This window comes from Rhodococcus sp. IEGM1428 (assembly GCF_050321865.1).
In the GTDB taxonomy this organism is placed as follows: Bacteria; Actinomycetota; Actinomycetes; order Mycobacteriales; family Mycobacteriaceae; genus Rhodococcoides.
The window spans coordinates 990,605-1,009,438 of sequence record NZ_JBNQFW010000002.1 but is presented as its reverse complement, the minus strand read 5'-3'; the positions used below and the strand labels follow the sequence as shown (position 1 = coordinate 1,009,438).

The following is an 18,834-nucleotide window of genomic DNA, read 5'->3' as shown; positions in this document are numbered from 1 at the left end:
GCTTTTCTACATGGCGGAGAAGCGGACGGCTCTGAGGCGACGGCCCCAGCTGTCGGAGGAGGTGGCGAGCCACGTCCGGCATCTCGTGATGTCCGGAGAAGTGAGCCCCGGAGACTTCATCCGACTGGACGAGACCGCCGCCGAGCTCGGGGTGAGCGTCACCCCGGTACGCGAGGCCCTGCTGACCTTGCGGGGTGAGGGCATCGTCGAACTGGTCCCACACCGCGGGTACAAAGTGTCGCCGCTGACGCCGAACGACATCGTCGACATCTTCTGGCTGCAGGGCCGGATCGCCGTCGAATTGGTGCGCCGCGCGGCACCGAAGATCACCGAGACCGAACTGGATCAGCTCGCTGAACTCACCGCAGCGCTGTCGACTGCCGTCGAGAACGGCCGGGCCGAGGACGTCGAGACCATCGAATTCGAGTTCCATCGTGTGCTGAACCGTCTGGCCGACTCGTCCAAGCTGGCGTGGTTTCTCAACAACGCCACCCGCTACACCCCCACCCGCCTCTACGCCACCGATCGCGAGTGGGGACGAGCAGCAGTGCGCAACCACGAGGAGCTCATCGAGGCACTGGTTCGAAACGACATCGACGCCGCCTGCGAATTGATGAAGCAACAATTCACAGACGGCGCCGAGAGGTTGATCGCCCATCGGGCTTCGCCCTCGTGAGCGTTTTGCGTAGCTGGAGCTACGCAAAACGCGCACGACGGGTCAGGAGCGCAGCGACGCAGGAACCTGGAAGCGATCGCCGTACTTCTTGGCCAATTCGTCTGCACGAGTGACGAATCCGGCCTGACCACCCGGGTAGCCGACGACGTACTGATGCACGCCGCCCGTCCACGCCGGGAAGCCGATGCCGAAGATCGAGCCGATATTGGCGTCGGCGGTGGTGTTCAGGACACCCTCATCGAAGCACTTCTGCGTCTCGATGGCCTCGATGAACAGCATGCGCTCCTTGAGGTCCTCGAACGGAATGTCCGCCGAACCCGACTTGAACGCATCACGCAGTCCGGGCCACAGGCCGGCGCGCTTGCCGTCCTCGTACTCGTAGAAGCCCGCACCCTTGGCCTTCGACGGACGCTCGAACTCGTCGACCATCTTGTCGATGACCTCGCCGGCCGGGTCCTCGGGCGGAGTTCCACCGGCAGCCTTGATGGCGTCGTAGGTTTCCTTGCGGATCTTCTGCATCAGGTTGAGGGTGAGCTCGTCCGAAAGCTGCAGTGGCGCAGCCGGGTAACCGGCTTGCAGACCCGCCTGCTCGATGGTCGACGGCTCGACGCCCTCGCCCAGCATCGCGATGGCCTCGTTGATGAACGTGCCGATCACGCGAGAGGTGAAGAAGCCGCGACTGTCGTTGACGACGATCGGGGTCTTCTTGATGATCTGCACCAGGTCGAATGCCTTGGCCAAGGCCGCATCCGACGTCTTCTCTCCACGGATGATCTCCACCAGCGGCATCTTGTCGACGGGTGAGAAGAAGTGAATCCCGATGAAGTCTTCCTGACGCTTGATGCCCTGAGCCAAGCTCGTGATGGGCAGCGTCGAGGTGTTGGAACCGAGCAGCGCCGTCGGATCGACGAGGTCCTCGATCTCCTGGAACACCTTCTGCTTCAACTCTTCCGACTCGAAGACGGCCTCGATGACGAGGTCAGCCCCTTCGACGTCTTTGGCGTCGGCGGTGGGGTGAATACGCGCGAGCAGAGCGTCGGACTTCTCCTGGGTGGTCTTGCCACGCGAGAGTGCCTTGGCCTCGATGGCCTCCGAGTACGCCTTGCCCTTCTGCGCCGACTCGATGGCAACGTCCTTGAGCACCACGTCGATTCCGGCCCTGGCACACACGTACGCGATGCCCGCGCCCATCATGCCCGCGCCGAGAACCGCAACCTTGGTGAAGGTGGTCTTCTCGATGCCGTCGGGACGGGACTTGCCGGCGTTGATCGCCTGCAGATCGAAGAAGAACGCCTGAATCATGTTCTTGGACACCAGACCGGTGACCAGCTCGGTGAAGTAACGCGACTCGATGGTGGAGGCATTGTCGAAATCGACCTGCGCACCCTCGACGGCCGCGGCGAGAATTGCGCGCGGAGCCGGCATCGGAGCGCCCTTGATCTGCTTGCGCAGGTTGGACGGGAAGGCAGGCAGAATTTGGGCGAGCTTCGGATTCGACGGCGTGCCGCCGGGAATCTTGTAGCCCTTGACGTCCCACGGTGCGACGCCGCCCTCGGGGTTGGCCTTGATCCACGCCTTGGCGGTAGGCACCAATTCCTCGATGCTGCCGACCAATTCGTGCACCAACCCGATTTCCAGAGCCTTCTCCGGACGGAACCGAGTGCCCTGGGCAAGGACGGTCATGAAGCCGGTCTGGATGCCGAGCAGCCGCGTGATGCGGGTGACTCCGCCGCCGCCGGGCAGCAGTCCGAGAGATACCTCGGGCAGACCGATCTGCACGCCTGATACGTTCGCCGCGATGCGGTGATGCGTCGCGAGCGCGATCTCGAGGCCACCGCCGAGAGCGGCACCGTTGATGGCGGACACGACCGGCTTGCCGAGCTTCTCGAGGCGACGCAGCTGAGCCTTGACTTCCTGCACCTCGTCGAACACGCGCTGGGCGTCCTCGGGCTGCGCGGAGATCAGGCTGTTGAGGTCACCACCGGCGAAGAAGGTCTTCTTCGCAGACGTGATGACGACACCGGTGATGCTGTCCACCTCGGCCTCGAGGCGATCGACGGTGGCACCCATCGAGTCCTTGTACAGCTGGTTCATCGTGTTGGCGCCCTGGTTGGGGTCGTCCATCGTCAGGACGACAATGCCGTCGGCGTCCTGGTCCCACTGAATCATGTTGTCAGACATCGTAATACCTCAGACTCGCTCGATGATGGTAGCGACGCCCATGCCGCCGCCGATGCACAGGGTGATCAACGCGTATCGGCCGCCGCGACGCTCGAGCTCGTCGAGCACGGTGCCGGTGATCATGGCTCCGGTTGCACCGAGCGGGTGACCCATGGCGATGGCACCGCCGTTGACGTTCAGCTTCTCGTTCGGGATCTTCAGATCCTTCTGGAAACGCAGCACCACGGAGGCGAACGCCTCGTTGAGCTCGAAGAGATCGATGTCGTCGACGGTCAGGCCCGCGGTTGCGAGAACCTTCTTCGACGCCGGGGTCGGCCCGGTCAGCATGATGGTGGTATCGGCACCACTGGTCGCGGTCGCAACGATGCGGGCCCGCGGAACCAGGTTCAGGTCCTTACCGGCCTGCTCGCTACCGACGAGGACGAGAGCCGCGCCGTCGACGATGCCGGAGCTGTTGCCGCCGGTGTGGACGTGCTCGATCTTCTCGATCCAGTGGTACTTCTGTAGCGCGACGTCGTCGAACCCGCCCATGGCCGCGATACCCGTGAAGGCCGGGTTCAGCTTGCCGAGCGATTCCACGGTGCTGCCCGGACGCATGTGCTCGTCCTGATCGAGGATCAGCAGGCCGTTCTGGTCGGTGACCGGAACGACGGATTTCGCGAAGTAACCACCCGACCATGCTGCAGCGGCACGTTCCTGGGACTGGACGGCATACGCGTCGACGTCCTCGCGGGTGAAGCCCTCGATGGTGGCGATGAGATCGGCACCGATGCCCTGCGGGGCGAAGTAGGTGTCGTAGTTGGTGACGGGGTCCATGGCCCACGCGCCACCGTCACTGCCCATCGGCACGCGCGACATCGACTCGACGCCGCCGGCGATGACCAGTTCGTCCCAGCCCGAACGCACCTTCTGCGCGGCCAGGTTGACCGCTTCGAGGCCGGACGCGCAGAAGCGGTTGAGCTGAAAGCCGCCGACGGTGTCGGGCATCTTCGCAGCGAGCACGGCCGTACGAGCGATGTCGGCACCCTGATCTCCGACGGGTGAGACCACTCCGAGAATGAGGTCGGAGATCCGGTTCTCGTCCATGTCCGGGAAACGTCGACGAAGCTCGTCGATCAGGCCGGTCACCAGGGAAATGGGCTTCACCGAATGCAGGGAGCCGTTCTTTCCCTTACCTCGGGGAGTCCTGATGGCCTCGTAAATGAATGCCTCTGTAGTCACAGCGCGCAGTTCCTTCCAGATACTCGATCTTCTCGCGGTCGCCGTCGCGGCCGACCGCATCGGTGCGAGGCCATGGCAGACCTCAGCTCATGCCACAGTAAAGCCGCGAGAAGACCCGGCGTAAGGACCGAAACGAGCGTTGTAGATGACCCGACGCTCCGGTTCAGGTTTGAACGACCCGTGCGTGGGACACTCCGAAAGATCAGATTTACCGAGCGTGGAAGAAGACCGACCATGGAAACCGACAACGAATTGACCGTGGGTTCGCGCGTCAAGGTACACATTCGCACCCCCGGCACCGACGAGAACGCCGGCCAGGAAGCCTACGAATCGGGCGCGATCGTCGAGGATTTCGGCGTTCAGGCAGCCGACACCACATCGCGAGAGTGGGCAGTGGCCAGGCGCTGGGCCGTGGCACTGGACAGCGGGCGACTCGTGTTCGCCGACAACGAGGATCTCACCGTCGGCTGAATCGGGTGTCGGTCAGGTCTCCTTGAGCGGTACCGCTCCCAATTCACTGACCAACAGCTCCATCGCCACCGTTTCCGGGTCGCGGCGAACCGTCGGATCCGCGGGCTCGGCCGCAGCCTTGAGCAGCTCTTCCTCGTCCTCCGGCGTCTCCGGTGGCGGTGGGCCTACCGGCTCCGGCTCGTCGGGATAATCCGGTGCCTCGGGCATCGGTATGTCGGCGTCGCCGGTCGATCCGTCGCCCGCTGATCCGAAACCGTCCGACGTGGGACGGGAAGCCCCTGCCTGGCTCGGCCTCGAGAACTTCGGCAGCGACGCGGGTTTCGCTGCCGGTTCATCTTTTTTTGCTGATGCCGCTTCCGGTGGGGCCGCCGCCCCGACCAGACACACCACCGACCACTCGACCCCGAACACATCACGCAGGGCGTCGCGAATGACGTCGGCGTTGCGCGGTTCCTCCAGCCGTTTGGCCAGCGGTGCCGAATCGTGGCCGAGCGTGATGGTGCCGTTCTCGACGGTGCGCACCGAAGCGCCGGAGAGCATGACCTCGACGGTCCTGCTCCGGTCTCGCACCTTGGTGCGTACCTCGGACCACACCGCGCGCACCGCAGCCGCGTCGGGCTCGTTCGATGCAGCAGCAGGAGCCGCCGCAGGTTCCGGTTCCGGTTCGAATACCGGTTCCGGTTCGGGGCCGTAGTCGTCTTCCGGTTCCGGTTCCGGGGGAAAGTCCTCGTGCGGCACGGAGGCAGCCGGGCTCTCGGTCTGCTGCGCTGCAACGGAATCCGCAGATTTCGGTGTCGAATCGGGTTCAGGTGCCGCTGCCGGTTCTGGTTCCGCAACGGGCTCTGGCTCCGTGACGGGCTCGGGTTCCGCGACGGGCTCGGGGGTCGGAGACGGCTCGGGCGTCGCGACAGGTTCCGGAGTCGGAGCGGCGGGCACCGGTTCCACAACGGGCTCGGGTGCCACAACGGGCTCGGGTGCCGCAACAGGGGCCGGCGCTGGTGTCGGTGCCGGCGCGGGTGTCGCATTGGCGGCCGGGGGCCGTTGGGACGGTCGCTGGAACTTGCTCGGCGGGGCTGAACTGGGCGGGGTGACACTCGACGGTGCCGAGTTCGACTGCGCCGAATCGAACGCGGACGGCTCCTCGGCGGCGTGCACCTGCGGTCGCGTCGGATCCGCCGCTGCTTGTGCGACGGCTGCCTGCTCCCCTGCCGGGAGGGTGACATCGAGTCGACGTTCCACACGCTCGAGTCGTTGCAGCACAGCCGATTCCGCGTCGGAGGCCGAGGGCAGCAGCATACGAGCACACATCACTTCGAGAAGCAGACGCGGCGCGGTGGCACCGCGCATCTCACCGAGGCCCGAGTGCACGATTTCGGCATACCGGGTCAGCGTCGCCGAACCGAGCAGATCCGCCTCGTCACGGAGCCGTTCGAGGACGTCGCCCGGCACGTCGACCAGCCCGCGCTCACCGGCGTCGGGCACGGCCTTCATCAGGATCAGATCTCGCAGCCGATCGAGGAGATCGACGGCGAACCTGCGTGGGTCGTGGCCCGCGTCCATCACCTTGTCGACGGTGCCGAACAGTGCGCCGCCGTCGCCCGCAGCCAATGCGTCGACGGCCTCGTCGATGAGTGCGACGTCGGTGACGCCGAGCAGCGACAGAGCCCGTGGGTACGTGACGCCCTCGGGTCCAGCTCCGGCCAGCAGCTGATCCATGACGCTGAGCGAGTCACGGGGCGAGCCGCCGCCCGCGCGGATGACCAACGGATAGACCGCATCCTCGACCGGGACCTGTTCCTGGCCGCAGATCTTCTCCAGCAGAACGCGCATCGTCGACGGCGCGAGCAGCCGGAAGGGGTAATGGTGGGTACGCGAGCGGATGGTGGGGAGCACCTTCTCGGGCTCGGTGGTCGCGAAGATGAAGACCAGATGCTCCGGCGGCTCCTCGACGACCTTGAGCAGCGCGTTGAAGCCCGCCGGGGTCACCATGTGAGCCTCGTCGATGATGAAGATGACGTAGCGCGACTCGGCCGGGGCGTACACGGCTTTGTCGCGCAGATCTCGGGCATCGTCGACGCCACCGTGGCTGGCCGCGTCCATCTCGACGACGTCGAAATTGCCGGGGCCGCCGGGTGCGAGTGCAACGCAGGAGTTGCACACTCCGCACGGCGTCGACGTCGGCCCTTCCGCGCAGTTCAGCGATCGGGCGAGGATGCGCGCCGAGGAGGTCTTTCCGCAGCCACGCGGGCCGGAAAAGAGGTAAGCGTGGTTGATTCTGTTGGAATCGAGCGCCACGCTGATCGGCTCGGTGACGTGCTCCTGGCCGACGACTTCGGCGAACGTCGCTGGACGGTACTTCCGGTAGAGGGCCACGCCCGAAAGGGTACCGGCGACCACGGACACACTTGCATCGCGCGTCACCGTGAGCCGGTGGAGACCGCTCTGATGTTCATGATCGCGAAGCTCTCCCTGGTACCGGTGGAATCCGAGAGCGCGAAGAGCCAGTTGCCGTCTTGCAGGGCATCCGAGATCGCGTGCCGCACGATGGCACCCTTGGAGTTCTGGTAGTCGATGGAGACAGGCGTGCCCCGAGCTGCGGCGTCGGTCAACACATCGAGCTCCTTCGGCAGCAATCGGCTGTGATGTTGCAGCGACGCTCGCACTCGGGCCTGGTCGACGCGCCCCGAGTCGCCGGTGCGCAACAACCGTGCCAGCTCCCGTGGATCGTGTCGAGGCGGTGCCGAGTGGGCGGCCTGATGTGTCGTCCGGTGGGTCACCGCGCGTACCCGAGGTGCGCTGTCGAGTTCGAGCTGCCCGGTATCGGAGTGCCGCACCGGGGAGTATCCGTGCCTGCGGAGGACGGCGATCGTGTCTATCGGTGTTGCCGAACTGACCAGGACCGTGGGCGCGAGCCGATGGAACTCGAGCACCGCCAGCGCCTCGTCTTCCTCGATGGTGGTGAGCAGCACGACGTCCTCGGAGACGATGGCGCAGGGAATCCTGCGCACGGCGAGCACGCCGTAGGTGCGCCAACAATCCTTGATCGTGTACGCCAGCGCTTGGGGGACGTCACCCTCGGCCATCCCTGTCAAGGCCTCGATCAGCTCGTCGCCGGTGCCGCCGGTGTCGAAGAAGCCGCGGATGGTCGCCGGAGTGAACCGCCAGACCGACGCAACTTCCCGCGATTCCGGCTGTGCGGCCGCGCCGAGTATCGACGCCACCTCGGTGCTCGGTGGTCCGGTGACCACTGCCGTCGAATCGGGCAGCAACCGCACCGAGAACGGCACCCGGTGGGCCATGTCCTGCAGCTGCTCGTTCAGAGCCGAGGCGATCTGACGGCGGTCGCCGTCCCGGCCGGCGGGAAACTCCGTGAGGATGCTGCACAGATCGGTCGGTGCGCCGCCGGCCAGCACCCCGAGTCGAGTGGCCTCGGTCCAGAGCGCGCGCACATGACCTTCCCCGGCACTGGTCGAGACAACGGGGATATGCCAGTCGAGGTAGCAGGCGAATTCGTCCGGACCGGGCAGCACGGTCGTCCGAGCGTCGGGACCATCGTGTCGCAGAAGAGCCGTCAGTGCCGTCGCGCGCAGGTCTGCCGCCGCAGGATCGTCGAGCATCTTCTTGAGCACCGGCACGGTCTTCTGCGAGGCTCGAGGCACCCGATGCGTCGGCGTGAACGGCGAACACCACCAGGCGGCCAGCAACGTGGCCGCCTGCTCGGCTCGCGCACTGGTAGACCATGTTTCGTACGCCGAAGTCAATGCGACGCCGGTCTTCCCCCGCTCGGCGATCAATCCGGCCTCGCGCGCCAGCATCAGCATCAGCGCAGTGTCGTGCTCGTCGGCAAATCCCAGGCGCGTCGTCAGCGAACGGAGCTCTCTGGCGCTGACACCACCGGTCTTCATCATCGTCAGGCCGTCGGTGTCGACGGCCGTCAGCAGCGCCTGCGTGTGTTCGCAGAACTGCAGCAGGGCAATGGAACGCGTGCGGAGTACGTCGTCCTGCGAGAGCGTGCGCGCGGCAAAGCTCGGCGGAGCGAGTTCGATGGGCAAGCGCCACCCCTGCCCTCGCAGCGCGATGCTCACCTCGAGCGGCATCTCGACGCGATGCCCATCCAGTCGATACAGCAATCCCCGCTCGAAAGCGGCGGCGCCTGCGGTCGGCGGCACATCGAAGATGAGCGACACCGGATTGCCATCGACGAAGCGAGACAACATCTCTCGCATCTCGACCGGGCCGTCGTCGTACAGGGCGCGGATTCGTTCGGGGGTCATTGCGGCTGCGACGGCGTCCGCGCGTGCAGCCCGGTCGAGCGAAGGGTCGACACCTACACGGGTCAGCACGGCCAACCGATCCTGTTCGACGGCACAGCGCATGAACAACTTTCGCTGCCGCAGAGCCAGTCCGAACGGATGCGAGAACACCCCGGACAAATCGACTGGACAGAATTCGACCGTATCCGAGCCTTCTGATGTGTGCGGCCGGATCAGACCGTAGGACATCAGCTCGGCCAGTGCGGCCTCGATGTCCGGCGTGTGGTTCGCCGTTCCCTCGCAGACCCAGTGACCGACCTCGGCACGGCTGAGATCGCCCATGAGGGCGAACAATTCGAGCAGATCCAGCGCACCCCGGTCGAGCTTTCTCGGCAGGGCCGCCACCCGCCACGGTGAGCCGAGCAACTGTGCGAGTAATCCGAACGAGCGCGGTGGCGGGTCGGTGACCACATCCGGTCGACGGCGCAGCAGACCGGTCAGCTCGTCCTCGCCGAGCGAAGTCAGCCACCCCTCGTACGTCCCGATACTCTCGGTCATTTCTTCCCCCCGGTGAAAGTTCTGCCGAAGCTACCGCCGGGCACCGACAGACTTACTTCTTCTTGGCTGCCGCTTTCGCTGCCTTCTTGAACTCGCGCACCTCGAGCAGGGATTTCTCGTCCACGACGTCGGCGATGGATCGACGGGCATCCTCGTCGCCGTACGCTCCGGCGGCCTTGCGCCACCCGTCGGGCGTGACGCCCATCTGCTTGCCGAGCAGCGCGAGGAAGATGCGTGCCTTCTGATCGCCGTATCCGGGGAGCGCTTTGAGACGCTTCAACACTTCGGCACCGTCGGGGTTCTCGCGGGTCCAGATCTCCTGCGGCTTGCCGTCGTAGTTCTCGACCAGAAACGCAGCCAGCCCCTGGATGCGCTTGGCCATCGAGCCGGGGAACCGATGCACGGCCGGGGTCTGCGCGCACAATGCGGCGAATTCATCCGGATCGGCGTCGGCGACGGTGTCGACTTTCAGATCACCGAGACGGTCGACGAGCTTCTTCGGGCCGGCGAACGCCGATTCCATCGGAACCTGCTGATCGAGCAACATGCCGATCAGCAGCGCGAACGGATCCTCGGCGAGCAGTGCATCGGCCTCCGGATCGCCGACGAGGTGCAGTGTGCGAGACATGGCTCCGATCCTGCCATGTACCTCCCACCGTGAACATGTGTGAAGGCCATCGAACACTGCGCTGGTACCGGGTCTTCGATGATGAAAGGCTCGTCTCATGACTACGAACGAGATTTCGCAAAGCCAGTTCGACTGGGCCGATGAAGACGACCGCTTCGACCTGGGCCTGTGCTTCACGCTGGTGCGCTCGACGGATCCCGAGGCCGTGCTCGCGGTGTTCGCGTCGGTCAATCCCACGAAATCTCGGAAGCCCGCCGACATGGATGTCGACGATTGGTCCGATTCCCTCCCCGACAGTGACATGGCCAGACGCTATGCCGGCGTAGCGGGCAATTGGGTCTGGGTACTCGAAGAGTTCGCCATCTCGGGCTTGCTGTCTCCTGTTCCGGAGAAATTGTCCGACACATTCGGCACCAGCATCACCGTGCAGTGGGATGTGAATACGCTCTCCACCTTCGTATATGCAGTCGACGGTGTGATCGAGCGGCAGTTCGAGCTCGGTCGTGAAGCCGACCCCACCGACCGATCTGCTCCCGACGGCTTCCTCGACGAGGAGGACGGAATCGACTGGGAGCAATGGATGTCCGGTGGTCTCTGCCTGCAGGCACGGCTGGCCGGAGTGGTTGCCTTGACGGCCGATTCGATCGACCCCGTCATCGTCGAAACATGCAACGAGGGGTGAGCTGAACCGCATGCCGGAAAGGAATCGTACCGCGCCGCATGGTGAGGGAGCTGATTCCGGTGTCTCGCAACGACTATCCGAGCGTTTCCTAGGGCGGAAACTTCGACGGGCAGATCCCCGGCTGAACAACCCCACGGCCTGGTCCAGCGTCACGGACGATGAGTTGACGCGGACCCCACCCACACCCGTGTGTCAGACAGGGAGAAACACGCCCAGCAATAGTCGCGGCCTCTCGAACGGCCACTTCGATTTCACCAACGCATGTAGTCTTCAGAACACGGTGACCCGACGCCCGCCACGCCTCGTCGTGCGGACTCCCCTACTGCGTCGGGAAATGCATGAACGCTTTGTCTCCACGCAACCTCAGAGTATTTGTTGCAGGGTGGGTCATTCAGGATGGATCTTTTCCCCGCGCATCGGTCGGCGATCTCGCCGACGTCGCCCTCGAGCATTACTCGCTGACGGATACACCTTCTCCGTGCGATGAAACACGGACTGCCACAGCAAGACCCGCCTACGGTCGAGCGCCCAGCATGCACCGCGATGGGCGTCTACTGTGGCTTCACCTCGTCTACCGGGACGGCTGGAGCGCCCGGTGGTGGAACGACGAACCCACCGATGGCGAGATCACTCTGACCGGAACGTTCAACGCGATGCTCACCGACTTCGGCGTGGACGCGCCACCCCGCGTCCACGGTCGCATCCGCCTGATGCATCTCGTAGAGAAACAAGTTCGACCGATAGAAAACGGCTGGACCACCATCGACGGAACCGACCGGCTCATCGAGATCGATGCCATTCCCGTCGCACACGACTGGTGGCCGTCCAAGGACACCAAAGACGGCGACTTCATCGCGTCGGGTGTACTGATCGAAATGGATCTGGACCACAGCCCCCCTTCGCTCAGACCGTTCGCAGCTGGAGCTGTGACGATCAGGAGAGATTCGATCTGGGTGATGCACTCGTCGGACCCGGTTCTTTTCCAGGTCGATACGGCGGGCGCAGTTCCGGTCATCACTCGCTACCTGCTGCCGCTGACCATCGAGCCTTCGGTCGACCGTTGGTCGCGTCGGATACACGCCATCGACGACGGCATCTGGATCACCTCCGAGCACGATATCCACCTGTGCACCATTTCTCCCGAGATCGAGCTGAACATCGAGCGATGCACCACCGAAGGCAGCTGGGCCACCGCGGTCCACGAGGGACAGCTGTATCTCCTAGGGCGGACACGGTCGTCCATGACCAGTAACCGACGTCATGGAGTGATCAGGACTTACCCGGATGAGCAGCGAGTTCGATTGCTGGACAGACTTACCCGACGCATCACTCCCGTCGACGGACCCGACGACATCCGGGCTACCCGAGCAGATCGCGCTACGGCGGTCGACGGCACGCAGTGGTCCGTCGACGGCACCAATATGTTGCGCCGCATCGACTCCAACGGTACGGCGTCGAGTATCGACCTGACAGCCGAGTCAGAGACGGTCACTGTTCGATGGACAACACCGGATGCATTCGCCGACCCTGCCAATGCCGACGTCGTCGCCTCCATCACGGTCGACGCCTCGCGCTTCGTTCCGAAAACACCGCCGAACCCGTAACGAACGAGTCGATTTTCGAACGACCCGCAGAGAGTTACCTCCACTGAAGGACAAAAGCAGCAATGACTTTCGAGCTGTGCACCGATTCGACACCCACACTGTGGATGACGTCTCAGAACCTGCCGTGGCATCGATTGGCCGGGCGCGGACCGATCGGCTTCGAGAAGTATGCGCGACTGTTGTTCATCCCCGACCCGCAATTCCCCGGGCAGAGAATGAGCGACATCGAACTCGACAGAGACGGCCCGAGCGAGCTGGCGCAGGTCGCAACAGCACTCGACGTTCTGGCCAGGCACACGACCACCCCGGACGAATGCTACTTCGCCATCTGGGATGGCTGGGATTCCATCACCATCGCATCGTGGCCGAACTTCAAGATTCCCAACCGCGACTACTGGCTCCTACGCGGCACGCTCGCCGACTATGAACATTGGAACAGCAGCAATCCAGCATTATGGTCGTATGGCGACACACCTAACCCCGCCTTCATCTTCCCTGCCGACCACTCCTGGTGCATCACCAACGATGTCGATCCGCACTTTGCCACCATCGCAGCCGCACCTGAGGCCATCGACGAGATTCTTGACAACGATCAAATCGCCACCGTTTTCGACGACCCCGAAAGCGAACCCGAGTACTGGCATTAGCCTCTTGCGCAATCAAAGTCGGCGGACGCGCCACGAGCTCACGACCACGCACGGCAGTCGCGTAGTCCGAGAAACGCCGTTCTCACTACGACGACAGCCAATGCAACCACTGCACAGGTCAAGGCTGGATACACGATCATCGTCGTTCCCCAACCAGCGTGCTCGACGATCACTGTGCGGTATCGGAGTCGCGGCCGACGCATTCTCGACCGAGAGGCCACCACATCTGCCGGTCCTCGACGGGGAAGGGCACCACCTCGTAATCCGGTGGACGGTAACCGAAATGCTCAGGAAAGGCTTCGCGACAACCTGATTGGTTTGCCCACCGATGGCTGAACACCCAACTGGTCAGGAAAACAACGCCGAGGGGGAGCCACACCAGCGTGACGGCGGCCCTGGAAAGGCCGTCACCTGAACGAACAGCCGAAATCGATACCACCACCATGAACACGAATCCGGCAATGTAGATCACGATTTTCAGTCGACCGATCCGGCCACTGCCAGCGCGATTGCCTGTAAAAGTGGTCGGTCGATACTGGTGGCGCGAGCCGCGATCTGCACGTCCACCCGGGTCCCCGACGGTTTGACCAACGTGACCTCCTCGATCGGGTCTCCGTCGAGAGTCATTGTGCTCGAACCCGGGTTGTCATCACGAAAATGCGAACCGTCCGCCAATGTCACCGCACCCCCGGGTTTCTCGGACGGCTCGTAGTCCGCGTCGATCACTCTGATCAAGAGGGTGCCGTCGCCTGCCTTCACGGCTCCGCACGCTCCAGCCGAGCCTGAGGGGGAGGTTCGCATCGATCCGAGCGGTCTGTCGAGTTCCACCGAAATCTCGGCCGCTCGCCAGAAATCGTCCAGTGAAGCATTGACGCGATCGACGGTCCGAGACGAGAACTGCCCTGTGCCCTCGGAATTGGTGTCACACGAAATCGGAAGCGGCGGTATTCCATCCGGAACTGGTGTAGACGAGAGCAATTCCGGCCGCAGCGCTATGGTGCGTAACTCCTCGATCGACAGTGGCACGGAACCGGTGGACTCGTAATCGGAGTTCCGGTCCGACGACGACGCTACGACGACGGAACCGTCGCGCGCATACATGCGGACGATATTGGACTGCGAGCGGTCCCCGTCGAATTCGTCCCAGGTGTCCCGGGTGTCGACGACGGTTCCGTCGGACATAGTTTCGCGAGCATCGAGCCATCCGGCCTGGCATGGCTTGGGCCCATCGTCGACGCGGGTGACATTGACCGTCAGCGAACCGTCGACGCCGTCGCGAGAGACCACCCCATCCGCGGAGGTGCCGGGGTCATACGCTCCGTCCGCGCCGGCTACGGGTTGAAAGACCAGCGGATCGCCCCCGAACCGATACGACGAACCGTCCGCGACGTCGACCTGAGGGGGTAGGGCCTCGCGCACCGCGATCGACATAGCGTTCGCCTTTTTCGACGTCAGCCAAGGGTAGGCGGGATTGTCGTAATCCTCCTGGCCCGTGGTCATCACCCCGTAGAACTGCTCTTCCTCGGGCGGATCCACGGAGTCGCACCCAGGAATATCGACGGGGTAGTCCACAGGCTCACTGAGATAGCCCAATCCTGACTGCCCCATCGGTTGGTGAGTAAGACCTGCGGCAACGACACCAACGGCTACGACTACGCCGACGACCACCCCATCGGTCCGCACACCACCGCGCCGCACAGAGATTCGCACCGCCGCAGCCTAACGCGGCTCCGACTCGACACGATCAGATGCCAGGAGCGGAGCCCTCAGGCGCGACCCGGTCAGGTAATCGACACCAGTTGAGTGATGTCGTCGAAGGGCAAGGGGCCGTCGACGACGGCTCCGACGACGGCGCTGTTGAGGATGATCGATCCGCCGTGGTTGTCCAGGAAAGCGGTATCGGCTGCGTCCCGTCCGGTGGCGATGCGGACCAAGGTCGATCGCGGCGCGAGGCAGGTCGCGTCCACCACTCGCCATTGGCCTTCGACGAATGCTTCGGCGACCGCGTGGAAGTCCATCGGATCGCAGCCGGGCGCGTAGACCGCTACCAGGCGAGCAGGGACGTTGACCGCACGCAACAAGGCCACCACGAGGTGGGTGTAATCGCGGCACACTCCGGCACCGGCGAGGAGAGTGTCCACCGCACCGTCGATGGGGTCACTGCTGCCCGGGACGTAGCTCAGCCGCGCCCCGACCCAGGACGAGACCTCGGCGAGCAGCTTCTCCGACGGCGGGTAGGAACCGAATTCGGTTGCTGCGAAGCCGAAGAACTTGTCTGCTTCGGAGTAGCGGCTGGGCCGCAGGTACAGCGAGAGATCGTAATCGGAGACCGGGGCAGGCTCGGTGTTGCCGTAGATGGTTGCCGAGTACGACGCCTCGAGCTTGCCGACTCCGGCGTACAGCTTGTGGATCCGGGTGCCGTGCGCGCCGCTGATCTCCTGCGCTTCGACCGGCTGACCGTCGAGTGTGAACGACAGCGCTTCCCACACTTCGGTTCCTGGATGCGGTGCGATCGCGATCTGGAACTCGAGGGTGCTGGCCTCGGTCACGTCGACATCGAGGTACGCGGAGACGTCACGTTTCATCGTGCCGATCCTGCCATCTCCGAGCCGTTCGCGCAGATCATGACTCGTCGGTGAGACGTTCGCCCGTCACCAGAAATATGACTCTCTTGGCGACCTCGACCGTGTGATCGGAATAGCGCTCGTAGAACCGGCCGAGCAACGTGATGTCCACTGCGGCAGGCACGCCGTGCGGCCAATCGGGTGCGGAGGTCAACATGAACAGGCTGCGATGCAGTGCGTCCATTTCCTCGTCCTGAATGCGCAGACTTGCGGCGAGTTCGGCGTCTCTGGTTTCCAGCACGCGTTGCGTCACCTCGGCCTGCGCGACGGCAACTCGACCCATCTGCTCGAACACGCCCTCGACTTCGGGCGGCAGTACGTGCGCGGGATGGCGGCGACGAGCCAGTTCGGCAATATGCACGGCAAGGCCGCCCATTCGCTGCAGATCGGCGACGATGTTGATGCCGGAGACGACTCGGCGTAGGTCGTGAGCAACGGGTGCCTGTAGGGCCAGGAAGCCGAACGCTCCGTGCTCCCATTCGACCGCGAGTGTGTCGATTTCTTCGCGGTATTCGATGGTCTGTTCGGCGAGGACGATGTCTGCCGTCAGCAATGCCCGGGTGGCGTCTTCCATTGCCTTCTCGGCAATTCTCGACATTTCGGACAGGTCCGACGCCAAAGTGTCGAGCGCCTCCGTGTAACTGTCCCTCATGTACTACTCACCCCTACCGACTCAGCCCTCGACGCGGGGCCTGTAGGCCTGTACCCCCAAACGCATCCTTCTACACCGGGTCGGTGCCGTGGGAGCCTTTGTCGCATGAACATTGTGAAGTCGGTCATGTTGTTCGCGGTGGCCGCCCTGTTCGAGATCGGCGGGGCATGGCTGGTGTGGCAGGGAATTCGCGAGCATCGGGGATGGCTGTGGGCCGGAGCCGGGGTGATCGCCCTCGGCGCCTACGGATTTGTCGCCACCCTGCAGCCCGACGCCAACTTCGGCCGCATCCTCGCCGCGTACGGCGGAGTGTTCGTGGCTGGGTCACTGCTCTGGGCCATGGTGGTCGACGGATTTCGGCCCGACCGCTGGGACATCACCGGCGCGGCGATCGCTTTGATCGGCGTCGCGGTGATCATGTACGGCCCGCGCTGACTCGCGCGGGCCGTACTTCAGCAGATCAGCAGTTCGACGGTGCAGGCACGCCGTAGAACCGATCCTTGATCCAATTCTGCGCCTCGCCGAGACCCAAGATATCTGGAATGAGGTGTCCTGCACCGGATCCCGGCACAATCGCCGGAACCTGCGCGGAGCTCAGCTGCACGGTGGCACCCTTGCCGCACCAGTCACCGGCCAGACCGACTGCTTGTCCGTGGGGCACGATGTCGTCGGACGTACCGGACTGGATCAGCACCGGAGCATTCGGAGTACGCTCACCGATCTTGTTCTTGGCCAGGATCTCCTGAGCGACGGGCAACCTGTCCAGCACCACCGACAGCGGCTCGCCGGTCTTGGTGTACTCGTTGGTGCGGTGCAGCCCGACGTTCAGAATCGTTTCTCCCACACACTGATTGGCCACCAAATTCAGCATGGCCTTGCCTGCGTCGTTGATGTTCTCGTCGACGATCGGCCGCAGACCGGGGTCGGAATTGAGTAGACCGTTGAGGGTGTAGCCGATGACGCCGGTGAGGATGGTGCCGTCCACCTGCTCGAGAGTTGCCTTCAGATCTGCCGGCGGTGCGCCTGCGTAGGTGCCGACGAGGTTCATCTCCGGTGCGTACTCACCGGCGAGTTCTGCTGCTGCAGCAGCCGCGCCGCCACCCTGCGAGTAGCCGTACGCGGCCACCGGACCGTCGCCGGAAATTTTGGTGCCCTGCAATTTCTGGGCCGCGCGGGCCGCGTCGAGTACTGCGTGCGCTTCCGAGGCGCGGTTGACGTACGTGTGCGCACCGGGCGTACCGAGGCCCTCGTAGTCGGTGATGACGACGCCATAGCCCTGGGACAGCAGCGAATACGCAGCGAGCACCTCGTACTCGACCATGAAGCCGAGCGGCGGGGTGTAGGTGATGACGTTGTTGAGCATCTTCGACGGCGCGCACTGATCGCCCTGACCCTGAGTTCCCGGGGCAAGTACCACCAGCGGACGCGGACCCGGGCCGGTCCATTCCGCGGCAGGATCGATGTAGGTGCCGGTGACGGCATTGGGCGCGTCGTTGGAGTCGGTGCTGCGGTACATGATTCGAGTAGCGGCACCGGGCAGCGGGCCGCCGATCCCGGGGACCGACAGAGCGAGATGCGAAGGCTCCGAACGGATCACGTCACCCGGCGAGCCAGCGGGCAGTGGGCTCGGCGGCACATAGAAATCAGATTCGACCGTGGAACCCGTGGACGGAGCAGCCGACACAGTCGGTGCCGTCACCCCGATGAACACTGCCGCTACTGCGACAGCCGAACCGAACACGCACTTGTACCGCACCCTGGAAACCCCCAACGTCGATCACTTGTCTTCAAGTGAGCGCTACCCCGTGTAGCACTTATCGTGACGCACCTTACGTGATGCGTCACACAACGCATAGGGCTAGTTTGGATTCCTCACCGTCAGCGTCGTCGCCGATGCATCGCGGCTTTGGCCACGTCGACTTCTTCGCTGTTGAACGGGCGTCCGGGCAGCGTCGATCGCGGAACGCCGTCACCCCGCAGCCCGTCGAGCAACACGGTGAAGTAGCGACGCCAGTTGGAGGCGTCGACGGCGGTGGAGAACTCGACGCTCGCGCCGATCATGCCGAGTACCGGATAGAAGTCGTTGACTGCAATGTCGGACCGCAGCTGTCCGGATGCAAGCGCCCGGTCGACGATTTTCTCGAAGAACGGATCGATGCGCGAACGAACCTGCGCGATGCCGCGGCAGCCCTCGTCCGAGCCGAGGACGACCTCACCGAGACCGCGATCGGAGGACATCCCCTCACACACCTCGGTCAGGAACTGCACCAGCCCTTCCCATGGATCCTTCGCCTCGAGCGCCCGCTTTGCGGTTGCGAGCATGTCCTCGAGTCGCTGCTCGAATACACCGTCGATCAGTTCTTCCTTGCACGAGAAGCGTCGATAGACGGTTCCGACGCCCACCTTGGCGTGCGCCGCGACGTCGTCGAGAGTGATGTCGATGCCATGTGAGGCGAACAGCTCACGGGCCGCATCCACGATGCGACGTCGATTGCGTTCGGCATCTGCCCGTAGAGGCTTCGATGCTGTTGTGTCCGCTCTCACACTCATTCGATGTCCGTTTCACCCGATAAGCGGAGGACACTCCTCCACTTAGCTGCTACCTTTGCTCTACAACCGGAGGGTACACCTCCGCAT

The 18,834-nt window shown here is 64.1% G+C and carries 17 protein-coding genes; 6 read left to right on the top strand and 11 right to left on the bottom strand.

The window, feature by feature from the left end:
- Positions 1–10 precede the first annotated feature (10 nt).
- Entirely contained in the window at positions 11–676 is a 666-nt protein-coding gene (locus tag ACQR3T_RS13345) for a GntR family transcriptional regulator (RefSeq protein ID WP_052065517.1), read from the top strand.
- A gap of 42 nt (positions 677–718) precedes the next feature.
- On the opposite strand, the gene ACQR3T_RS13340 is transcribed toward ACQR3T_RS13345, so the two are convergent.
- Together ACQR3T_RS13340 and ACQR3T_RS13335 are read right to left on the bottom strand one after the other, a co-directional pair.
- The gene (locus ACQR3T_RS13340; RefSeq protein WP_428693728.1) at positions 719–2,857 is read right to left on the bottom strand and encodes a 3-hydroxyacyl-CoA dehydrogenase NAD-binding domain-containing protein; all 2,139 of its coding nucleotides are present in this window, start codon (positions 2,855–2,857) and stop codon (positions 719–721) included.
- A 9-nt stretch (positions 2,858–2,866) separates the two neighbouring features.
- Positions 2,867–4,078 (bottom strand): acetyl-CoA C-acetyltransferase, encoded by a 1,212-nt coding sequence (locus ACQR3T_RS13335; protein ID WP_032379975.1) that lies wholly within the window; start codon positions 4,076–4,078, stop codon positions 2,867–2,869.
- Between the two features lie 234 nt (positions 4,079–4,312).
- On the opposite strand from ACQR3T_RS13335, the gene ACQR3T_RS13330 reads away from it, so the two are divergent.
- Positions 4,313–4,549, top strand: coding sequence for a hypothetical protein (locus ACQR3T_RS13330; RefSeq protein ID WP_032379974.1), 237 nt, complete (start codon positions 4,313–4,315; stop codon positions 4,547–4,549).
- A 12-nt stretch (positions 4,550–4,561) separates the two neighbouring features.
- Here the strand turns inward: ACQR3T_RS13330 and ACQR3T_RS13325 are convergent, their stop codons facing one another.
- Genes ACQR3T_RS13325 through ACQR3T_RS13315 form a run of 3 tightly spaced genes read right to left on the bottom strand, consistent with a single transcriptional unit; the run spans position 4,562 to position 9,988 of the window.
- The gene (locus ACQR3T_RS13325) at positions 4,562–6,922 is read right to left on the bottom strand and encodes a DNA polymerase III subunit gamma and tau (RefSeq protein WP_428693727.1); all 2,361 of its coding nucleotides are present in this window, start codon (positions 6,920–6,922) and stop codon (positions 4,562–4,564) included.
- Between the two features lie 44 nt (positions 6,923–6,966).
- On the bottom strand, positions 6,967–9,360 hold the full coding sequence (locus ACQR3T_RS13320; RefSeq protein WP_428693726.1) for a helicase-associated domain-containing protein: 2,394 nt from the start codon (positions 9,358–9,360) through the stop codon (positions 6,967–6,969).
- 52 nt (positions 9,361–9,412) lie between these two features.
- Positions 9,413–9,988: an HhH-GPD-type base excision DNA repair protein gene (locus ACQR3T_RS13315; protein WP_037175881.1), complete on the bottom strand. Its 576-nt coding sequence runs from the start codon at positions 9,986–9,988 to the stop codon at positions 9,413–9,415.
- 97 nt (positions 9,989–10,085) lie between these two features.
- On the opposite strand from ACQR3T_RS13315, the gene ACQR3T_RS13310 reads away from it, so the two are divergent.
- The 3 genes from ACQR3T_RS13310 (at position 10,086) to ACQR3T_RS13300 (ending at position 12,921) form a co-directional block, all read left to right on the top strand.
- On the top strand, positions 10,086–10,670 hold the full coding sequence (locus ACQR3T_RS13310) for a DUF6461 domain-containing protein (protein WP_428693725.1): 585 nt from the start codon (positions 10,086–10,088) through the stop codon (positions 10,668–10,670).
- A gap of 533 nt (positions 10,671–11,203) precedes the next feature.
- Positions 11,204–12,274, top strand: a complete 1,071-nt coding sequence (locus ACQR3T_RS13305; protein WP_428693724.1) for a hypothetical protein — start codon at positions 11,204–11,206, stop codon at positions 12,272–12,274.
- A 134-nt stretch (positions 12,275–12,408) separates the two neighbouring features.
- Complete coding sequence (locus ACQR3T_RS13300) at positions 12,409–12,921, top strand: hypothetical protein (RefSeq protein WP_428693723.1); 513 nt, start codon at positions 12,409–12,411, stop codon at positions 12,919–12,921.
- 169 nt (positions 12,922–13,090) lie between these two features.
- Here ACQR3T_RS13300 and ACQR3T_RS13295 read toward each other — a convergent pair whose 3' ends face one another.
- The 4 genes from ACQR3T_RS13295 to phoU all read right to left on the bottom strand — a co-directional run bounded on the left by ACQR3T_RS13295 (position 13,091) and on the right by phoU (position 16,197).
- The gene (locus tag ACQR3T_RS13295; protein WP_428693722.1) at positions 13,091–13,393 is read right to left on the bottom strand and encodes a hypothetical protein; all 303 of its coding nucleotides are present in this window, start codon (positions 13,391–13,393) and stop codon (positions 13,091–13,093) included.
- A 5-nt stretch (positions 13,394–13,398) separates the two neighbouring features.
- Positions 13,399–14,529 (bottom strand): hypothetical protein, encoded by a 1,131-nt coding sequence (locus ACQR3T_RS13290; protein WP_428693721.1) that lies wholly within the window; start codon positions 14,527–14,529, stop codon positions 13,399–13,401.
- 173 nt (positions 14,530–14,702) lie between these two features.
- Positions 14,703–15,506, bottom strand: coding sequence for a transglutaminase-like domain-containing protein (locus ACQR3T_RS13285; protein WP_052058346.1), 804 nt, complete (start codon positions 15,504–15,506; stop codon positions 14,703–14,705).
- Positions 15,507–15,543: 37 nt separating this feature from the next.
- Positions 15,544–16,197 carry a phosphate signaling complex protein PhoU gene (gene phoU / locus ACQR3T_RS13280; RefSeq protein ID WP_428693720.1) on the bottom strand — a complete coding sequence of 218 codons (654 nt, stop codon included), beginning with the start codon at positions 16,195–16,197 and terminating at the stop codon, positions 15,544–15,546.
- A gap of 105 nt (positions 16,198–16,302) precedes the next feature.
- On the opposite strand from phoU, the gene ACQR3T_RS13275 reads away from it, so the two are divergent.
- Positions 16,303–16,632: a YnfA family protein gene (locus tag ACQR3T_RS13275; protein WP_428693719.1), complete on the top strand. Its 330-nt coding sequence runs from the start codon at positions 16,303–16,305 to the stop codon at positions 16,630–16,632.
- 25 nt (positions 16,633–16,657) lie between these two features.
- Here the strand turns inward: ACQR3T_RS13275 and ACQR3T_RS13270 are convergent, their stop codons facing one another.
- Positions 16,658–17,938 carry a lipase family protein gene (locus tag ACQR3T_RS13270; protein WP_371829215.1) on the bottom strand — a complete coding sequence of 427 codons (1,281 nt, stop codon included), beginning with the start codon at positions 17,936–17,938 and terminating at the stop codon, positions 16,658–16,660.
- A 137-nt stretch (positions 17,939–18,075) separates the two neighbouring features.
- Positions 18,076–18,747: a TetR/AcrR family transcriptional regulator gene (locus ACQR3T_RS13265; RefSeq protein ID WP_428693718.1), complete on the bottom strand. Its 672-nt coding sequence runs from the start codon at positions 18,745–18,747 to the stop codon at positions 18,076–18,078.
- Between the last annotated feature and the right edge of the window lie 87 nt (positions 18,748–18,834).

What these genes read in the sequence shown, in the direction of transcription:
- ACQR3T_RS13345 (WP_052065517.1), top strand. Translation starts at nt 11, where the DNA reads ATGGCGGAGAAGCGGACGGCTCTGAGGCGACGGCCCCAGCTGTCGGAG.
- ACQR3T_RS13340 (WP_428693728.1), bottom strand. Translation starts at nt 2,857, where the DNA reads ATGTCTGACAACATGATTCAGTGGGACCAGGACGCCGACGGCATTGTC.
- ACQR3T_RS13330 (WP_032379974.1), top strand. Translation starts at nt 4,313, where the DNA reads ATGGAAACCGACAACGAATTGACCGTGGGTTCGCGCGTCAAGGTACAC.
- ACQR3T_RS13320 (WP_428693726.1), bottom strand. Translation starts at nt 9,360, where the DNA reads ATGACCGAGAGTATCGGGACGTACGAGGGGTGGCTGACTTCGCTCGGC.
- ACQR3T_RS13315 (WP_037175881.1), bottom strand. Translation starts at nt 9,988, where the DNA reads ATGTCTCGCACACTGCACCTCGTCGGCGATCCGGAGGCCGATGCACTG.
- ACQR3T_RS13310 (WP_428693725.1), top strand. Translation starts at nt 10,086, where the DNA reads ATGACTACGAACGAGATTTCGCAAAGCCAGTTCGACTGGGCCGATGAA.
- ACQR3T_RS13305 (WP_428693724.1), top strand. Translation starts at nt 11,204, where the DNA reads ATGCACCGCGATGGGCGTCTACTGTGGCTTCACCTCGTCTACCGGGAC.
- ACQR3T_RS13290 (WP_428693721.1), bottom strand. Translation starts at nt 14,529, where the DNA reads ATGGGGCAGTCAGGATTGGGCTATCTCAGTGAGCCTGTGGACTACCCC.
- ACQR3T_RS13285 (WP_052058346.1), bottom strand. Translation starts at nt 15,506, where the DNA reads ATGAAACGTGACGTCTCCGCGTACCTCGATGTCGACGTGACCGAGGCC.
- phoU (WP_428693720.1), bottom strand. Translation starts at nt 16,197, where the DNA reads ATGAGGGACAGTTACACGGAGGCGCTCGACACTTTGGCGTCGGACCTG.
- ACQR3T_RS13275 (WP_428693719.1), top strand. Translation starts at nt 16,303, where the DNA reads ATGAACATTGTGAAGTCGGTCATGTTGTTCGCGGTGGCCGCCCTGTTC.
- ACQR3T_RS13265 (WP_428693718.1), bottom strand. Translation starts at nt 18,747, where the DNA reads ATGAGTGTGAGAGCGGACACAACAGCATCGAAGCCTCTACGGGCAGAT.